Source organism: Pseudomonas sp. P1_C12 (assembly GCF_056406435.1).
Genome location: NZ_JBFUAE010000010.1, coordinates 209,965 through 227,743, shown reverse-complemented (window position 1 = coordinate 227,743; position 17,779 = coordinate 209,965). Strand labels below are relative to the sequence as shown.

General features: G+C 62.7%; 15 protein-coding genes. 6 read left to right on the top strand and 9 right to left on the bottom strand.

Features of this window, described 5'->3' with window-relative positions:
- Window positions 1–86: 86 nt before the first annotated feature.
- From exaC to pedF, 6 genes are all read right to left on the bottom strand, one after another.
- Entirely contained in the window at window positions 87–1,607 is a 1,521-nt protein-coding gene (gene exaC, locus AC1D19_RS18920) for an acetaldehyde dehydrogenase ExaC (RefSeq protein ID WP_477764106.1), read from the bottom strand.
- A 276-nt stretch (window positions 1,608–1,883) separates the two neighbouring features.
- Window positions 1,884–3,659, bottom strand: a complete 1,776-nt coding sequence (locus tag AC1D19_RS18915; protein WP_110661132.1) for a PQQ-dependent methanol/ethanol family dehydrogenase — start codon at window positions 3,657–3,659, stop codon at window positions 1,884–1,886.
- A 277-nt stretch (window positions 3,660–3,936) separates the two neighbouring features.
- Window positions 3,937–4,869, bottom strand: a complete 933-nt coding sequence (locus AC1D19_RS18910; RefSeq protein ID WP_477764105.1) for a quinoprotein relay system zinc metallohydrolase 1 — start codon at window positions 4,867–4,869, stop codon at window positions 3,937–3,939.
- A 16-nt stretch (window positions 4,870–4,885) separates the two neighbouring features.
- Entirely contained in the window at window positions 4,886–5,647 is a 762-nt protein-coding gene (locus AC1D19_RS18905) for a quinoprotein dehydrogenase-associated SoxYZ-like carrier (RefSeq protein ID WP_477764104.1), read from the bottom strand.
- Window positions 5,648–5,657: 10 nt separating this feature from the next.
- Window positions 5,658–6,533, bottom strand: a complete 876-nt coding sequence (locus AC1D19_RS18900) for a substrate-binding periplasmic protein (RefSeq protein ID WP_477764103.1) — start codon at window positions 6,531–6,533, stop codon at window positions 5,658–5,660.
- 3 nt (window positions 6,534–6,536) lie between these two features.
- Complete coding sequence (pedF, locus tag AC1D19_RS18895; protein WP_477764102.1) at window positions 6,537–6,998, bottom strand: cytochrome c-550 PedF; 462 nt, start codon at window positions 6,996–6,998, stop codon at window positions 6,537–6,539.
- A gap of 210 nt (window positions 6,999–7,208) precedes the next feature.
- Between pedF and AC1D19_RS18890 the strand changes: the two genes are divergently transcribed.
- From AC1D19_RS18890 to AC1D19_RS18865, 6 genes are all read left to right on the top strand, one after another.
- Window positions 7,209–8,393, top strand: coding sequence for an ABC transporter substrate-binding protein (locus AC1D19_RS18890; RefSeq protein ID WP_477754593.1), 1,185 nt, complete (start codon window positions 7,209–7,211; stop codon window positions 8,391–8,393).
- 30 nt (window positions 8,394–8,423) lie between these two features.
- Window positions 8,424–9,398, top strand: coding sequence for a YVTN family beta-propeller repeat protein (locus AC1D19_RS18885; protein ID WP_477764101.1), 975 nt, complete (start codon window positions 8,424–8,426; stop codon window positions 9,396–9,398).
- Window positions 9,395–10,126 (top strand): ABC transporter ATP-binding protein, encoded by a 732-nt coding sequence (locus AC1D19_RS18880; RefSeq protein ID WP_477764100.1) that lies wholly within the window; start codon window positions 9,395–9,397, stop codon window positions 10,124–10,126. Before AC1D19_RS18885 ends, AC1D19_RS18880 begins: the two co-directional genes overlap by 4 nt.
- On the top strand, window positions 10,123–10,914 hold the full coding sequence (locus tag AC1D19_RS18875; RefSeq protein WP_477764099.1) for an ABC transporter permease: 792 nt from the start codon (window positions 10,123–10,125) through the stop codon (window positions 10,912–10,914). Before AC1D19_RS18880 ends, AC1D19_RS18875 begins: the two co-directional genes overlap by 4 nt.
- 220 nt (window positions 10,915–11,134) lie before the next feature.
- Window positions 11,135–11,692: a PQQ-dependent catabolism-associated CXXCW motif protein gene (locus tag AC1D19_RS18870; RefSeq protein WP_477764098.1), complete on the top strand. Its 558-nt coding sequence runs from the start codon at window positions 11,135–11,137 to the stop codon at window positions 11,690–11,692.
- A 56-nt stretch (window positions 11,693–11,748) separates the two neighbouring features.
- A complete protein-coding gene (locus tag AC1D19_RS18865) occupies window positions 11,749–12,414 on the top strand; it encodes a response regulator transcription factor (protein WP_108215949.1) in 666 nt (221 codons plus the stop codon).
- Window positions 12,415–12,517: 103 nt separating this feature from the next.
- Here AC1D19_RS18865 and nahK read toward each other — a convergent pair whose 3' ends face one another.
- The 3 genes from nahK to AC1D19_RS18850 all read right to left on the bottom strand — a co-directional run bounded on the left by nahK (window position 12,518) and on the right by AC1D19_RS18850 (window position 17,577).
- Window positions 12,518–15,151, bottom strand: a complete 2,634-nt coding sequence (nahK, locus tag AC1D19_RS18860; RefSeq protein WP_477764097.1) for a hybrid sensor histidine kinase/response regulator NahK/ErcS' — start codon at window positions 15,149–15,151, stop codon at window positions 12,518–12,520.
- Window positions 15,081–16,238 carry a nitric oxide-sensing protein NosP gene (gene nosP, locus AC1D19_RS18855; protein ID WP_477764096.1) on the bottom strand — a complete coding sequence of 386 codons (1,158 nt, stop codon included), beginning with the start codon at window positions 16,236–16,238 and terminating at the stop codon, window positions 15,081–15,083. The genes nahK and nosP overlap by 71 nt, the downstream gene beginning before the upstream one ends.
- 154 nt (window positions 16,239–16,392) lie before the next feature.
- A complete protein-coding gene (locus tag AC1D19_RS18850; protein ID WP_477764095.1) occupies window positions 16,393–17,577 on the bottom strand; it encodes a porin in 1,185 nt (394 codons plus the stop codon).
- Between the last annotated feature and the right edge of the window lie 202 nt (window positions 17,578–17,779).

Genomic DNA, 17,779 nt, shown 5'->3' with positions numbered 1-17,779 from the left:
TCCTACAGGTATTGCGCAAACCTGTAGGAGCTGCGATGCGGCGACCCGACTTGCCAGCGAAGGCCATTACCCGATTTCGAGTCGAATCAGAAGAACCCCAGCGGATTGATGTCGTAGCTCACCAGCAGGTTTTTGGTCTGCTGATAGTGATCGAGCATCATCTTGTGGTTTTCCCGGCCGACGCCGGACTTCTTGTAGCCACCAAACGCGGCGTGCGCCGGGTACAGGTGGTAACAGTTGGTCCACACGCGCCCGGCCTTGATCGCCCGGCCCATGCGGTAGGCGCGGTTGATGTCGCGGGTCCACAGGCCGGCACCGAGGCCGAACTCGCTGTCGTTGGCAATGGCCAGGGCTTCGGCTTCGTCCTTGAAAGTGGTGACCCCCACCACCGGGCCGAAGATTTCTTCCTGGAACACACGCATCTTGTTGTGCCCCTTGAGCAGGGTCGGCTGAATGTAGTAACCGCTGGACAGGTCGCCCTCCAGACGTTCGGCCGCGCCGCCGGTGAGCAGCTCGGCGCCCTCCTCCTGGGCAATGGTCAGGTACGAGAGGATCTTGTCGTATTGCTGCTCGGACGCCTGGGCGCCGACCATGGTCTCAGTGTCCAGCGGGTTGCCGCGCTTGATCCTGGCGATCTTCTTCATCACCTCGGCCATGAACGGCTCGTAGATCGACTCCTGCACCAGCGCCCGGGACGGACAGGTGCAGACTTCACCCTGGTTGAAGAACGCCAGCACCAGGCCTTCGGCAGCCTTTTCGATGAACGCGGGCTCGGCGTTCATGATGTCTTCGAAGAAGATATTCGGCGACTTGCCGCCCAGCTCGACGGTGCTCGGGATGATGTTCTCGGCGGCGCAATGCATGATGTGCGCGCCCACCGGGGTCGAGCCGGTGAAGGCGATCTTGGCGATGCGCTTGCTGGTGGCCAGGGCCTCGCCGGCTTCGCGACCGAAGCCCTGGACGATGTTCAGCACGCCCGCTGGCAGCAAGTCGGCGATGAGTTCGGCGAAGATCATGATCGACAGCGGCGTTTGCTCGGCAGGCTTGAGCACGATGCAGTTGCCGGCGGCCAGGGCCGGGGCGAGTTTCCAGGCGGCCATCAGCAGCGGGAAGTTCCACGGAATGATCTGCCCGACCACACCCAGGGGCTCATGGAAATGATAGGCCGTGGTCAGCTCGTTGATCTCGGCGGCGCCGCCTTCCTGGGCGCGGATGCAGCCGGCGAAGTAACGGAAGTGGTCGGCCGCCAGCGGCACGTCGGCGTTCAGTGTTTCGCGCACGGCCTTGCCGTTGTCCCAGGTTTCGGTGACGGCCAGGACCTCAAGGTTCTGCTCGATGCGATCGGCGATTTTCAGCAGCACCAGGGAGCGGTCCTGGGCCGAGGTCTTGCCCCAGGCGTCGGCAGCGGCATGGGCGGCGTCGAGGGCCTTGTCGATGTCGGCGGCGCTGGAGCGCGGGAATTCGGCGATCACTTCACCGTTGACCGGCGAGGTGTTGGTGAAGTACTCGCCATTGATCGGAGCGACAAACTCGCCACCGATGAAGTTGCCGTAGCGCGGCCTGAAGGTAATGACGGCGCCTGGGGTTCCGGGTTGTGCGTAGATCATGGTGGGCCTCTGTCTGGGTCGATGCCTGTCGTGCTGACAGGCGATGAGCCGATACTAGAGAGCCCCGCGTGCCAGACGAATGCATCGTTGGCAGGAGGGGCTCTCGTTATTTGGTCGTAGGAGCCAACTTGCCGGCGAAGGCGCCTTCATTGGTAATGCAAGGCTCGAGGGCCTCTTCGCTGGCAAGCCAGCTCCTACACGGATCCCGGTGATATGCTCGATTTTTGTAGGAGCCGGCTTGCCGGCGAAGGCGTTTTCAAGGGTGCCTCCACTCGATCAGTGCTTGGCGACGAGGTCCTTGGGCAGCTTGAAGGTCCAGAGCATGCCGCCCTGGTTGAAGTCCTTGATGCGCTTGGCCACTTCACCGCCCCACAGCGGTACCGCGCCGCCCCAGCCGGAGAGCACCGAAACGTACTGTTCGCCGTCCATTTCCCAGGTGATGGGTGAGCCGAGCACGCCGGAGCCGGTCTGGAATTCCCAGACCTTCTCGCCGGTCTTGGCGTTGAACGCCTGCAGGAAACCTTCAGGCGTGCCGGTGAACACCAGGTTGCCCTTGGTGGTCAGCACCCCGCCCCACAGCGGCGCATAGTTCTTGTGACGCCAGACTTCCTTGCCGGTTTTCGGATCGATGGCCCGCAGCACGCCGATGTAGTCTTCGTTCAATGGCTTGATGGTGAATCCGGCGCCGAGGAACGCCGCGCCTTTCTTGTAGGCGATGCCTTCGTTCCAGATGTCCATGCCCCATTCGTTGGACGGCACATAGAACAACCCGGTGTCCTGGTTGTAAGCCATCGGCATCCAGTTTTTCGCGCCGAGGAACGCCGGTGCTACGAAGACCGAACTGCCCTTGACTTCCGAGCCCGGGGCGCCGGGACGGCTGGCTTCGTTGTAGATCGGCCGGCCGTTCTTATCCAGGCCGGTGGCCCAGGTGATCTTGTCCACGAACGGGAAGCCACGGATGAATTTGCCGTTGGTGCGGTCCAGCACGTAGAAGAAGCCGTTGCGGTCGGCAGTGGCCGCCGCCTTGATTTCCTTGCCGCCTTCGCTGTAGTTGAACGACACCAGCTCGTTCACGCCGTCGTAGTCCCAACCGTCGTGGGGCGTGCTCTGGAAGTGCCACTTGATGGTGCCGTCGTCCGGGTTGAGTGCCAGGCGCGATGAGGAGTAGAGGTTGTCGCCAGGGCGCAGGTGCGAGTTCCACGGCGCCGGGTTGCCGGTACCGAACAGCAGCAGGTTGGTTTCCGGGTCGTAATAGCCGCCAAGCCAAGGGGCCGCGCCGCCGGTTTTCCACAGATCGCCCGGCCAGGTCTTGCCCGCCTCGCCGCCGGAGATGCCGTTCTCCACCGCTTTGCCGTCCTTGTAGACGTAGCCCATATGGCCTTCGACCGTCGGCCGGGTCCACAGCAGATCACCGTTTTTCGGGTCGTAGGCCTCGATCTTGCCCACCACACCGAACTCGCCACCGGCCACGCCGGTAATCAGCTTGCCGTTGATCACCAGCGGCGCGGCACTGATCGAGTAGCCTTCCTTGTGGTCGGCGACTTTCTTGCTCCACACCACCTTGCCGGTGTCCTTGTTCAGCGCCACGAGCTTGGCGTCAAGGGTGCCGAAAATCACCAGGTCGCCATACAGCGCGACGCCACGATTGATCACGTCGCAGCAGGGGCGGATGTCATCCGGCAGGCGCGCGTCGTATTGCCAGAGTTTCTTGCCGGTGCGTGCATCCACGGCGAACACCCGCGAGTAGGAACCGGTCATGTACATCACGCCGTCCTTGACCATCGGCTGCGCTTGCTGGCCACGCTGTTTTTCACCGCCGAAGGAAAACGCCCAGGCCGGTCGCAGCTCCTTGACGTTGTCGACGTTGAGAATATCCAGCGGACTGTAACGCTGCCCCTGAACGCCCAAGCCGTTGGTCACGACCTGTTCCGGGTTCTTCGGGTCCTGGAGAATGTCCTGGTCGGAAACCCCGGCCAATGCCTGGCCGGACAACAGCATGGCACTGAGTAGCAGGCTCAAGACGAAGGGCTGGCGACGTGCGGGTTGGGTCATGACGGCTTCCTCTGCGGATTTTTGTTATGTCCGGAAAATTTTCCCGGTCTGGTGCAGATTCTTGGGCGCCGCCGCCCTGGCAACAATTGCCCGCAATGAGGAGATTGCTAATCCCTTAGTAGCGGGTCGTGTGAGATAAATACGGGATATTGTGATCGACACTGCCCCCTGTGGGAGCGGGCTTGCCCGCGAAGAGGCCGGCACATTCGACATCGATGTCGCCTGATACTCCGCCTTCGCGGGCAAGCCCGCTCCCACAGGGGATGTGGGTCGCCTGTTAGCGGATGGCATCCACCCGCGTCATCCGCTCGCGCTCGTAGCGCGGGTACAGATGGCTGACGCTGCGGATCAGTTCATAACGGCTCAGGTTGATCCCGGCAAAGCGTTCAGGGATGGGACTGCGGATCATCTCGGCCATGTCGCTGCCATTGGCGGCGCCGTCGCGCATCAGCTGATCGAGCCAGGTCAGGTAATCGCGCATTTGCTCGAAGGGTTGCCGATCACTGGCCACCGGCCCATGGCCCGGCACGATCAGCGTCCAGGGCAAGCCTTGCAGGGTCGCAATGTCCGCCAGCCACACTGACAGCCCTGGACTGTTGGGCGTGGTCAGGGCCCGTTGATAAAACACCAGGTCCCCGGCAAACAGCACGCCGGTTTGCTGGTCGAGAATAGCCAGATCCGCGCCCGTATGCCCACCCAGGCTCAGCAGACGCAAATCGTGATTCCCAAAACTTTTCACGCCGGGTGTCAGCGTCTGAGTCGGCAACAACACTTCGGTGCCACGCATCCAGTCGCCGACCATCCGGTACATATTTCCGGCCATGGCATCGCCTTGCCGGTGCAACAGCTCGGTGGTGCCGGCCAAGGCGCCGATCGGCACGTCGCTGAAGGCCTGATTGCCCAGCACATGATCCGGGTGGTGATGGGTCAGCAAGACCTCGATCACCGGCTTGTCGGTCGTGGCGGCAATGGCCTTGCGCATCGCTTCGCCGTACCGCCGGGACGGCCCCGTGTCGATCACCACCACACCGCGTTCAGTGACGATAAACGCGGTGTTGACGATGTTGCCGCCGTTGGCCTTGGCGAAATTATCCGTGCTGCCTTCCAGCAGCCAGGTGTCCTGGGCGATCTGCCGGGGCTTGAGCGAGTATTCAAGATCGGCCAGGGCCGGCAGACTGACGCTTAACACCATCAACAGGATCCAGCGCATGCCACGCTCCTTGGGGTCAGGGGATCGACGCATCGAACTCATTGCCGCTGTTGTCCCGTAGCAGCAGGCGCGTTTGCCCTGCCCCTTCGATGTCGAAGGCCAGGTTGGGGTTTTCACTGACCGCGGGAAACAGCTCCAGCCGGGCCAGCACTTGCTCGCTACGGTCACGCAACTCGGCATGGTTGATGAAGAATTCCGGGATGCCACTGACCATGCCGTTGTCCATGGGATGGGCCACCTGCAAACGCAAACGGCTGAACTCGCCCCGGGGATAACGCCCGCCGAGCACTTCGCCGATGTGCTCCTCCCAGCCCGGCTGGCTGCGTACCACGCTCGGCGCAGTGCAGCCGCCACCTGCCGCGTCGATCAGGGTCGAGCCGACATGCCACAGGCCGTCACGGGTCAACACCGCCGCGCGCAAGGGGGTGGCCTGTTCGATGCGAATGCGCAACGACAACCAGGGCAAAACCGAATTCAGCGGCTGGAAGTCGACGATTTTCGGCAAAGGGTTCAGCTCGGCCCAGGCGAGGATTTTCACCACCTCGCCGTTGAACGCCCGGGCGTCGATTTCCAGCGGCACCTGCCGGGCATCTTCGGCAAACGGCGGCGCCAGCAACTTGACCCGATCGTCGAAAACGAACGGCGCATTGCCAAGAAACTGCTGGTGATAGAACGTCCACATCACCGATGGCACCGGGTCTTTGCCGGGATCGATTTCGGCGGCCTGTGCCGCCAGGCTTAACCAGCAGGCCAACAGACAACTCCTTCGCCATTTCATCGCCTGCTCCTTATTGATACATCTCGGGCACGTCGTAACGCAGGCCGTAATGGCCGTAGATGGTCTTCACCGCGCCCTCGCGGATCAGGCCTTCGAGCGCCTCTTCCACGGCATAGGCCAGTTGACGGTTGCTTTCGTGCACCGCCATGCCGATCTCCCAGAGCTGCTTGCCCATGTTCGGATAGGCGTTCTCAGCCAGTGCCACTTGCGGGTCGGCCGCTTCATGCACTTGCCAGTCGATCTCGCCGCGCATGGCCATCACCGCGTCGACCTCACCGGCCTTCATCGCGGCAAACGCCTGGCGCACGCCGGGATAGTGATGGGTCTTGCCGGCGAGCATGCCGTTGAACACCGAGGTCAGGTAGAACGACGGTACGCTGTCGACTTCGACACCAATCGGGTGTTGCTCGAACACCGCGACGCTGGCGACCTTGTCCAGCCGCCGGCGGTCATAAGCCACCTGCCATTGCTCGTTCTGGTACGGACCGAACATCACCACGTGGCCGTTGACCAGTTCGCCGAACTCGTTGCGCTTCTGCGCGTAGTCACGGTCATAGGGCACGCGCATCATCAGGTCGGCCAGTTGCTGGTTGTGCAAGGCACTGGCACGCCAGATGTAATCGCGCAGGTCGTCATCGAGCTTTTCTCCCGCCGGCGCCCAGATCAGCGTCAGGCGCACGCCGAGCGCCTTGGCCAAGGCTTCGGCGAGTTCGACATCGACACCCTGGGGCTTTCCGGCGCTTTCAAAGCTGTAGGGGGCGAAGTCCTTGTAGACCGCCACCTTCAGCTCCCCGGCGGCGATCATTTCGTCGTAGTTGCGAACCTGCGCCTGCGCCGGCTGGCAGCACAGCCACAGAGCGCCGATCAACACCGCGAGCAGGCGCATGGGTCACTCCTCGACGTGCACAGTGTCCAGATAAGTGCGCACCGCCCACAGAGCTTCCTGGCTCAGGTAATCGGCCATCTTCGGCATGTACACCCGACCGTCGCGCACCGCGCCATGGCGCACCCGTTCGGCGAACCATTCATCGCCCGCCTCGCCGACATCGAGCATGCGCAAGTCAGGGGCGATACCGCCGGACTTGGCTTCCAGGCCATGACAGGCCGCGCAATTCTGGGTGTAGGCCGAGGCACCGATTTCCACTGCCTTGTCGTGTTCCGCAGCGGTGCGATACGGGTTCACCGCGGCCCAGCCATCGGCATCGAGTTGCACACCGGCGTCCTTGATCGGGGTCAGCCCCGGGGTCGCCACGGCTTGTGGGACCACGTTGCCGTGGGCCCAGACGGAACCTGCGCTGATCAAACTGGCCAATAGCCCGGTCACGAGCAAGGCGTTGCGTTTTGTTGTCATTGTTATGCCCTCTGGATTGCACGCAAAACCTCTTGGCAGAGGCTATGGCAGCCATCTTAGAAACGGTATCGCACTCACCCCATGCTGCTTTGGTGGTCGCCACCTAGTCCCTTGGTAGTAAGGCGCCGGATGGACACCACCGGTACTTTCTGCATATTTCCTCACCATCACGGGCTACCTAAGCTGGCGCTACCTGTAATGGAGTGCCCTATGCGCCAGCTTGCCCCTTACGCCCTGATCTACCTGCTGGCGATTGCCTGCGCCGCCGGCCTGGCCACCCAGAGCCAGGCGGCGGATGCACCTTTGCAGGTGCGCATCGGCTATTTGGGTTATCGCCCCGACCCAGGCCCGTTGCTGTCGAACGTCATCCCCGAGCCCACCGATGCCGGGCTGCGCGGTGCCGAACTGGCGATCACCGACAGCAACAGCACCGGGCGTTTTCTCAACCACGGCTACAGTCTGTTCAGCGCCAGTGTCGACAGCCCCGAGGCCTTGCTCGAAGCGGCAAAGGTGCAGCATGAACAAGGCCTGCGCCTGTTCGTGGTGAACGCACCTGCCACCAGCCTGCGCCAACTCAGTGCCGCACTGCCCGACAGCCTGCTGTTCAACGCCGGCAGCCCGGACGACAACTTGCGCACCTCCGATTGCCTGCCGAACGTGCTGCACACCTTGCCGAGCCGGGCGATGCTCGCCGATGCACTGGCGCAGTTTCTGGTGCTGCGCAAATGGCAGCGAGCGCTGCTGATTGTCGGCCCGACGCCGGACGATCAAGCCTATGCCGCCGCCCTGCGCCGCGCCGCCAAGCGCTTCGGCTTGCAACTGGTGGCGGAAAAAACCTGGAGCTTCGACAACGACCAGCGACGCAGCGCCCAGGCCGACATGCCGCTGTTCACCCAGACCGCCGAGTACGACGTGGTACTGGTGGCCGATGAACGCGGCGACTTCGGTGAATACGTGCCCTACCAGACCTGGTACCCGCGCCCGGTCGCCGGCACCCAGGGCCTGACCCCGGTGGGCTGGCACAAGACTGTGGAAACCTACGGTGCCGCGCAGCTGCAAAAACGCTTCGAAGCCCTGACCGGGCGCTGGATGAATGACCGCGATTTCGCCGCCTGGATGGCCGTGCGCAGTATCGCCAGCGCCGTGAGCAAACTGCGCCAGGCCGAGCCAATGGCGATCCGTACGCTGGAAATCAGCGATCAACTGCCGCTGGATGGCTTCAAGGGACGCAAGCTCAGCTACCGGCCGTGGAACGGCCAGTTGCGCCAGCCGATTCCCATCGTCCAGCCCCGGGCGCTAGTCAGCACCTCACCCCAGGACGGCTTTCTGCACCCGTTCAACGAGATGGACAGTCTGGGTTACGACAAGCCCGAGGTCAGCTGCCGCTTTCCCTGATCCGATCATCACAACAACAAGGAATCCGCCATGCGCCGCACCCTGCTCTGCCGCTCCCTACTTTCTTGGGTCATGCTGCTCGCCGCTGGCCATGCCGTTGCCAGCACTGCCTGGGTCTCCAACGAAAAGGACAACAGCCTGAGCCTGATCGACCTGCAGACCCTGCAAGTCACCGACACCCTGCCCGTCGGCCAGCGCCCCCGCGGCCTGCTGCTGTCCCATGACAGCAAGCTGCTGTACATCTGCGCCAGTGACTCGGACCGGGTCCAGGTGATGGACGTGGCCACGCGCAAGATCATCAAGGAACTGCCCTCGGGCAAAGACCCCGAGCAATTCGCCCTGCACCCGAACAATCGCTGGTTGTACGTCTCCAACGAAGACGATGCGCTGGTCACGGTGATCGACACCGAGACCTCCAAGGTACTCGGCCAGATCAACGTCGGTGTCGAACCCGAAGGCATGGCGGTGAGCCCCGACGGCAAGTGGGCGGTCAATACCAGCGAAACCACCAACATGCTGCACTGGATCGACACCAGTACCCAGACCTTGGCCGACAGCACCCTGGTGGACCAGCGCCCGCGCTTCGTCGAGTTCTCCCCGGACGGCGCCCAACTCTGGGCCTCGGCGGAAATCGGCGGCACCGTGACCATTCTCGACGTGGCCAGCCGCACCGCGCTCAAGACCCTGAACTTCCAGATCAAGGGCGTGCATCCGGACAAGGTGCAACCGGTGGGCATCAAGCTCAGCGCCGATGGAAAATACGCTTTCGTCGCCCTCGGCCCGGCCAATCACGTCGCGGTGGTCGACGCCAAAACCTTCGAGATTGTCGATTACCTGCTGGTGGGTAGACGGGTTTGGCAGATGGCGTTCACCCCGGACCAGAAGCAACTGCTGGCCACCAACGGCGTCAGCAGTGACGTGTCGGTGATCGATGTCGACAGCCTCAAGGTCAGCAAATCGGTGAAGGTCGGGCGCTACCCCTGGGGCGTGGTGGTGACGCCATGAACGCCCTTGAAGTCAGCGACCTGAGCTTCGCCTACGGTACTCGAGAGGCCTTGCGCAAAGTGAGTTTCAGCCTGGAGCCCGGGCGTTTCGCTGCGCTGCTGGGGCCCAATGGCGCCGGCAAGTCGACCCTGATTGCCCTGCTGACCCGGCTCTATGATCTGCAGCACGGCGAGATCCGCGTCGGTGGCAATTCATTGCGCAGCGCCGCACGCCCGGCACTCAGGCAATTGGGCGTGGTGTTCCAGCAAAGCACCCTGGACCTGGACCTCAGCGTCGAGCAGAACCTGCGCTATCACGCCGCATTGCATGGCCTGTCCCGGCGTCAGACCGACCTTCGGGTCGACGCCGAACTGGACCGCCAGGCCCTGACCGACCGCCGCCGCGAACGGGTGCGTGAACTCAATGGCGGCCATCGCCGCCGGGTGGAAATTGCCCGCGCCCTGTTGCACGAGCCGCGCCTGTTGCTGCTCGATGAAGCCAGTGTCGGCCTCGACCCGGCGAGTCGCCTGGCGCTCAATCAACACATCCGCAGCCTGTGTCGCGAGGAGCGCATCAGCGTGCTCTGGACCACCCACCTGCTCGACGAAGTGCAGCCTGGTGACGACTTGCTGATCCTGCATCAAGGCCGGCTGGTGGCCAGCGGACAGGCCGATGCCCTGAGCCTGGAACACGGCGGCGATCTCGGTTCGGCCTTCACCCGCCTGACAACCACGGGAGCCATGCAATGACTGCTTACTGGCAATGCTTGCGCGGTATCGTGCTGCGCGAATGGCTGCGCTTTGTGCTGCAACGCACGCGGTTTCTCAGCGCCCTGGTGCGGCCGCTGCTGTGGCTGCTGGTGTTCGCCGCCGGTTTTCGCGCAGCGCTGGGGATCGCGATCATCGAGCCCTACGACACCTACATTCCCTATGAGGTCTACATCATTCCCGGCCTGGCGTGCATGATCCTGCTGTTCAACGGCATGCAAGGGTCTCTGTCGATGGTCTACGACCGCGAGATGGGCAGCATGCGCGTGCTGCTGACCAGCCCCCTGCCCCGAACCTTTCTGCTGTGCAGCAAGCTGCTGGCCACGTCACTGATTTCGCTGTTGCAGGTGTATGCGTTCCTGGCGATTGCCTGGGTCTACGGCGTGCGGCCACCCGCCATGGGGCTGTTGCTGGCGTTGCCGACCCTGCTGCTGGTGGCGTTGCTGCTCAGCGCCCTGGGCCTGTTGCTGTCGAACGCGATCCGCCAGCTGGAGAACTTTGCCGGGGTGATGAATTTCGTGATCTTCCCGCTGTTTTTCCTGTCATCGGCGCTGTATCCGCTGTGGAAGATGCGCGACGCCAGCGAGTGGTTGTACTGGCTGTGCGCGGTGAATCCGTTTACCCATGCGGTGGAGCTGGTGCGTTTTGCCCTGTATGAGCGCTTCAATCCACTGGCGTTGGCGGTGTGCATGGGGCTGACGCTGTTGTTTGCGTTGCTCGCCGTACTGACCTTCAACCCGCAGCATGCGGCCTTGCGCAAAGCCAACTGACAACACGCCCCTGTAGGAGCCGGCTTGCCGGCGAAGGCGGTATGCCAGCCAACATTAATGCTGGAGCTGCCGGCCTCTTCGCTGGCAAGCCAGCTCCTACAAGGGTTCTCCACAATCACAGGGAAATTACTACTTTAGTACTGGTTTCCCTGTCTATCGTCGCATTCCCAATGCCCCCCGACTGGCATGTAATAGGTTCATAACTATAAGGACTGAACCCATGCCACGTGCCCGACGTTGCCTGTTGCGCCCTGTTCTCGCCGCCCTGTCGCTGGGCCTGCTGCTGAGTACTGCGCAGGCCGACACAGCGCTGTTCTCCACCGACGGCTTTCGCATCGGCCTGTACCGCAGCCCGACGCCCGACCAGCTGCAAGGCGCAACCATCATCGACACCCGCGCCCTGCAAACGCTGCTCGGCCAAACCCCGCGCCCGGTGCTGATCGACGTCTACCGCCGTCAGTGGCTGCAAGGGCAATTCATCGAAGACCAGCCCCATGAAAACCTGCCCGGCAGCCACTGGCTGGCCAATACCGGGGACGGTGACCTGACGCCGCAATGGCAGGACTATTTCGCCGCCAACCTGAAAAAGCTGACCGCCGGCGACCCGACGCAACCGCTGGTCTTCTATTGCCGCTCCGACTGCTGGTTGAGCTGGAATGCGGTCAAGCGCGCAGCCACCATGGGCTATAAGACGCTGTATTGGTATCGCGATGGCCTGGACGCCTGGCAAGCGGCCAACCTGCCGGTTTCGCCCGCCCGGCCCGAACCCTTTCCCTGAGCTTTACGCGTGCGTGTTGTTGCCACACCATAATCAAAATAATGAGGTGAAAGGCCATGTACAAAATTCTGATTGCCGACGATCACCCGCTGTTTCGCGAAGCCATTCACAACGTCATCAGCGACGGTTTTGCCGGCAGCGAGGTGATGGAAACCGCTGACCTGGACAGCGCCCTGGCCCTGACCCAGGAACACGACGATCTGGACCTGATCCTGCTCGACCTGAACATGCCCGGCATGCACGGGCTCAATGGCCTGATCAACTTGCGTAACGAGGCGCCGACCATTCCGGTGGTGATTGTCTCCGCCGAGCAGGACAAACAGATCGTGCTGCAAGCCATCACCTACGGCGCGGTGGGCTTCATCACCAAATCTTCGCCACGCACCCAGATGACCGATGCCATCCAGCAGATTCTCAACGGCAATGTCTACCTGCCCCCGGACATCATCCGCACCGCCAAAAGCAGCACCCACCGGCGCATGAACGACACCCCGAGCTTCCCGCCCGAACTGCTCCAGGCCCTGACCCGCAAGCAATTGCAGGTACTGGAACGCATGACCAAGGGCGAATCGAACAAGCAGATCGCCTACACCCTGGAAATCGCCGAGACCACGGTCAAGGCCCACGTCTCGGCGATCCTGCGCAAGCTCAACGTGCACAACCGGGTGCAGGCAATCCTGAGTGCCGGGGATATTGATTTCGGGTCTTATCTGCGGCGTTGACGACCGAGTCGCCCCTTTCGCTGGCAAGCCAGCTCCTACAGATCACCGCAATCCTGTAGGAGCTGGCTTGCCAGCGAAGGGGCCGTCCCATGCACCGAAGATTTCAAGGTCTGGTGAGTAGATGACTCATCGCCGTCTTCAGTTTCAACGGCCGCACCGGCTTGTGCATCAGGGTGTGGCCCAGTTCGCGGATCTGCTGTTTGAGTTCATTGCTGTAGTTGGCCGTGATCATCATGGCCGGGATCGGTGACGCGCGCCGGGCATTGATTCGGGCGACGGCGTCGACACCGTTGCGATCGTTATCCAGGTGATAGTCGGCGATCAGCAGGTCGGCCTCGGCGTGATAGTTGTCCACTTGCCGTGCCAGGTCCTCCTCCGATAGTGCCGTCACCACCCGACACCCCCACCCCTCCAGCAAGGTGCGCATGCCGGCACAGATGGTCGCGTCATTGTCCAGCACCCAAATCCGCGCACCCCGCAGGCGCTCCAGCATCGGCTCGCTCATCTGCAACGCCGGCTGCGGCTTGGGCGCGGTGGCGCTCAAGGGTACTTCGACCGAGAACATCGAGCCCCGGCCCGGCCACGAACGCACATGAATGCGATGCCCGAGGATGCCGGCAATCTTCTCGACAATCGCCAGGCCCAGGCCCAGGCCGCGATCCTGATCGGGTCGTTGCACATCACCGCGCTTGAACTCCTGGAAAATCTCCTCCAGGCGATGCTCGGCAATGCCCATGCCGCTGTCCCAGACTTCGATCGTCAGGCACTGATGATGCCGCCGGCAACCGAGCACCACGCGACCACTGTAGGTATAGCGAATCGCATTGCTCAGCAGATTGCGCAGAATCCGCGCCAGCAACTGGATGTCGCTGCGCACCAGCGCCGAACAGCCGATGAAGTGCAGTTGCAGGCCTTCACTGCGCGCCACCTGGGTGTATTCGGCGGCCAGGTTCTCCAGCAGCTCACTGAGGGCGAATGGCGCAATGTCGGCCTTGATCACCCCCGCATCGAGCTTGGAAATATCCACCAGGGTGCCGAGCAGGTTCTCCACGTCTTCCAGGGAATTGCTCACGTTGCGCACCAGAACCTCGCTGGACATCGGCTCGCGCCGCTCCAGCAAGGCACTGGTAAACAGGCGCGCGGCATTCAACGGTTGCAGCAGGTCGTGGCTGACGGCGGCGAGGAACTTGGTTTTCGACAGGTTGGCCTGCTCGGCTTCCTGCTTGGCCTCGCGCAAGCGTGACTCGACCAGGCGCCGCTCATCGATCTCGCGCAGCAGCTGGTCGTTGAGGGTGGTCAATTCCGCCGTGCGCTCGCGTACCCGCAGCTCCAGGTTCTGATAAGCCTGATGCAGCGCCTCGGCGGTGCGGCGGCGTTCGGTGATGTCGCGGATCAGCACGAAAATCCCCACCACCTCGCCACTGGCCAGACGGTTGGGCACATAGGAGCGCAGCATGTAGCGCTCCTGGTTGTTGACGTTGGTTTCGGCGAACTCGAAGGTCACGCTCTCGCCCGCCAGTGCCCTGGCCACGTAGGACTCCAGTCGCTGGTAATGCTGTTCGCTGTGCACTTCGCGCAGGCTCTGGCCGAGCATCACGCCGCGGGGCCAGCAGTACCACTCTTCGTAGACCTTGTTGGTGAACTCGTAGACCAGGTCGGCATTGAGGTAGGCAATCAATGCCGGTACGTGATCGGTGATCAGGCGAATCCAGTGTTCGCTTTCACTTAGCGCCTCGGCGTGCTGGTAGCGTTCGGTAATGTCGGTGAAGGTATTGACGAAACCGCCGGTGGGCAGCGGATGGGTGCGGATTTCCAGGACCCGGCCATCGTACAGGCGCTGCTCGCATTCGCGGACCGGTCGTCCGTTGCCATCGCGACTGGCCGGGGTCAGCAGGTTCAACTCGCTGTCGGCGATCACTTCGGCAAAGGGGCGATGGGCCGCCACCGGCGCCAGCCCGCTCAATTCCAGGAAACGCCGGTTCCACAACTCCAGGATGCCCTCGGCGCTGACCATCGCCACCCCTTGGGACAGGTTGTCGACCGCCCGCTGCAACAGGTGCGACTTCTGCGCCACCGCCTGCTCACGGCGCATGGTTTCGCTGAGTTTGACGTCGGTAATGTCGGTGAACAGAATCACCCGCCCCCCTTCCTGGGTCGGCCGCTCGCTGACTTGCAGCCAGCGCCCGTTCTGCAGGCGGTAAAGCAGGTTTTCGTCGGCATGCCCGCGCGGCTCTTCGGTGAACAGGCCGTTGTTCATCATCAACCGCTTGACCTCGGTCAGGCGCATGCCGGCGTTGATCCGCACCCGGCTGTTGCTCCAGAACGCCTTGAAGCGACTGTTGAACAGCACGATGCGCTGCTCGGCGTCGAACAGCACGAAGGCGTCGGATATGCTTTCGATGGCATCGATCAGGTGTTGATGCGCCGTTTCCGCGCGCAGGCGGGCTTCGCTGAGCAAATGATTACCGGCCTTGAGTTCGGCCATGGCCTGGTTCAGGGCATCGGTGCGTTCGCGCACTTGCTCGGCCAACACCACCGAATGCTGGAATGCCGCGTACGGATCGTTGCCGCGGGTCCCCCCGGACTCGACCCGTTCGATCAGCGCGCCATTGATGCGCTGCAGTTTATGGTTTTCCAGGCGCAGCCTGGCCAGTTCGGCCTGCAGCTCAGCGATGTCCTGGGGCACGGCCACGGGCAATGGCAACGCCGGTGAAGGTCTGGTTGATGTGCATGCCATTGAACTGTTCTCCATAGGTGTTGAAACCCATCACCCGTTGTTCACGCAAAAACGAGCCGATCTGATCAAGACTGCCGTCGTCTTCGAGTTCCAGACGCCGCAGGAAACAGTCGCAACCGATGGTCAGCAGCAAATCGCCCAGGCGCTCCTGCAACCCTTCGAACAGGCTCTGCAGGTTCGGCAGCATCGACCCCGGGGTCATGGCGGTGAGGACGATGCCGTTTTCCACGGCGCAGTAGAAACTCAGGCTCAGGTCCGGATGCACCTGCTGGATGGCCCGCACGTAGTACTGCTGGTTGATCCGCACCGCCAGCGGGTGCGCGGCGAAGACCCGGTGATCGAGTTGCGCCACCGGCACGCCGATGTGCCGGGCGTACTCGGCGGCAGCCGGCTCGGCATTGAGTTCGAAGACCCGCCGTGAGGCGCTGTCGGCTCCGGTGACCACCAGCTTCTCGGCGCGGGGCAGCACGTGGTGGGTGGTGAACACTTCGAAATCCAGCCAGGTATTGACCAGCACCACCACGGCCGCACCGCTGTGGAACTCGCCATCGAAGTACACATGGGTATGGGTCAGGTAGTTGTCGTCGCCGGCCGAGCCGCCGAAATGCGGAATGTCGCCCAATGCCGCGCTCAAGGCCGCCAGGACCATTTCTTCGCGGCTGGACAGGCCATCGAGCAGGGTCAGGGCAAAGCTGTTGCCCTTGATCGGCGCCAGGGTGTTGCTGCGACAGCCACTGACCAGGCGCTCGACCATTTGCTGGGCGTCGATCAGGCTGAAGTGCTCCATCTGGTCGATCAGCTCGATCGCGATGGAAAAGTGCCGATGATCAAAGCCCACCGCCGTCACGCAATTGCGCCCGTAGCCCAGCGGGGTGATTTCCCCGGCGCTGGTGCAGCCCGCCAGGCGAATGCCGCCGAAGCTTTGCTGCAAGGCCTGGCCCAGCGCCTGCAAGTCGTACTCGGCGGAACAGAAGAACAGCACGAACCCCAGGTGCGGATGCAACAACTGTCGTGCCAGTTCCTGCGCGACCTGCCGGGCATCAGTGGCCTGGGACATTGCACTGACGACGCCTTCGCTCTGCTGCATCCTTACCTCCCGCAGGTGCGTGTGTATGAGGCACGAGTGTACGAAGCCTGCGAGGTGCGACGAATGCTACTTGGGTAGCGGGTAGCCACTTCGATGGGATGAGACGGGTGGCGACCCTCGCCGCGATGCGCACGGCCAGGGCCACCTCCCGGGGTTACCAGGTCAGCACCGCACCCACGGCAAAGGTGTCGGTGTTTTCGTTCTGCTCGCTGGTGTCGTGGCCGTTGATTTCGAACTGGTTGTACTCGGCCACCAGCTTGAGGTTATCGTTCACGTCATGGAACAACGCGATGCCGCGGGTCTCGTAGTCTGCGCCGCTGCCGACCACGCCGTTGCCATCGTCATTGGTCTTGCCGTAGGACAAGGCCAGGCGGTTCTTGCCCAGTTTGTAGGAGCCCTGCAGCAGGTAGCCGTCGCTGTCGACGTTGCGCAGGGTCGGCTCGCCGGCATTGTTGGTGAAAAACGGGTTGATGCCCTTGGCCTGGAAACCCGACCCGGTGAGGGACAAGCCGCCCATCTTCGCCTGCACGCCATAACCGACACCCTTGGAGGTGACGGTCTCGACCGTGGAATCGGTGTTGTCCGAAGTCTGGTAGCTGCCGTTGACCCAGCTGTAGATCTTTGCCCCGGCCAGGTCGAACTGATAGGTGACTTCGCTCTCGGTACGCGGGTTTTCCTGATAGGCCTTGCCCGTCGGGCTGCTGTCGTTGGTGTCCACCGGGTCCATGATGCCGACCGCCACACGCAGACCGTCCATCACCGGGGTGCGATAGGTGATCTGCGAGGTCGGGAACGGATACGGGTAACCGGTGCCAATGTTGCCGAACGACACCCCGCCGCCATCCACCAGCCCCAACGTATCGCTGACCTGACCGTAACCGGCGAGCATTTCGTCGAGCAGGATGTTGGAACGGGCGAACAGCCCGAAGTCTTTGCCGATCAGCACTTCGCCCCACTCCGGGTTGGCCACGGTGCCGAAGAACTGCCGCACATCGATGGCGGTGTCGGTGCCGTTGGTTTGGCTGTCGTTGATGGTGACCCAGAACGAGGCGCGGGCACCGAGCTTGAGATCGTCTACCTGCTTGCCCATGTTGAACCCCAGGTAGTTGGGCAGGAACCCCATTTTGACCCGCGACTGCCGACGGTCGAACTGCTCGCCGGCGCGGTCGACATCGCTGTTCACGTAGAAGGCGTTGATGTAGCCGTCGGTGGAGAACGTGGTCTGGTCCTTGTCGTACAGCATGATATCCGCCTCGGCCAGCGGGCTCAGGCCAAGGGCAGACAGGCTGGCGATAAAGGCAGGCAGAAAACGATGCGTGACGTTCTTATTGTTGTGCATGGCGCGCTCCGAAACGGGGGACTGAGTGTCGGAGGCGATTATCGAAACCTGACCGGCGGCGCCATACGCTGCCTTGGGGGTGGTTTTCAGGTGCTTTGGATTGGCCGGCGGTGCGCGACAACTAAGGCGTACGACCGCTTGTCGGCAGGGCAAGCCACTAAAGTTGTAAAGAACCGCTTTTCGTAGGAGCCGGCTTGCCGGC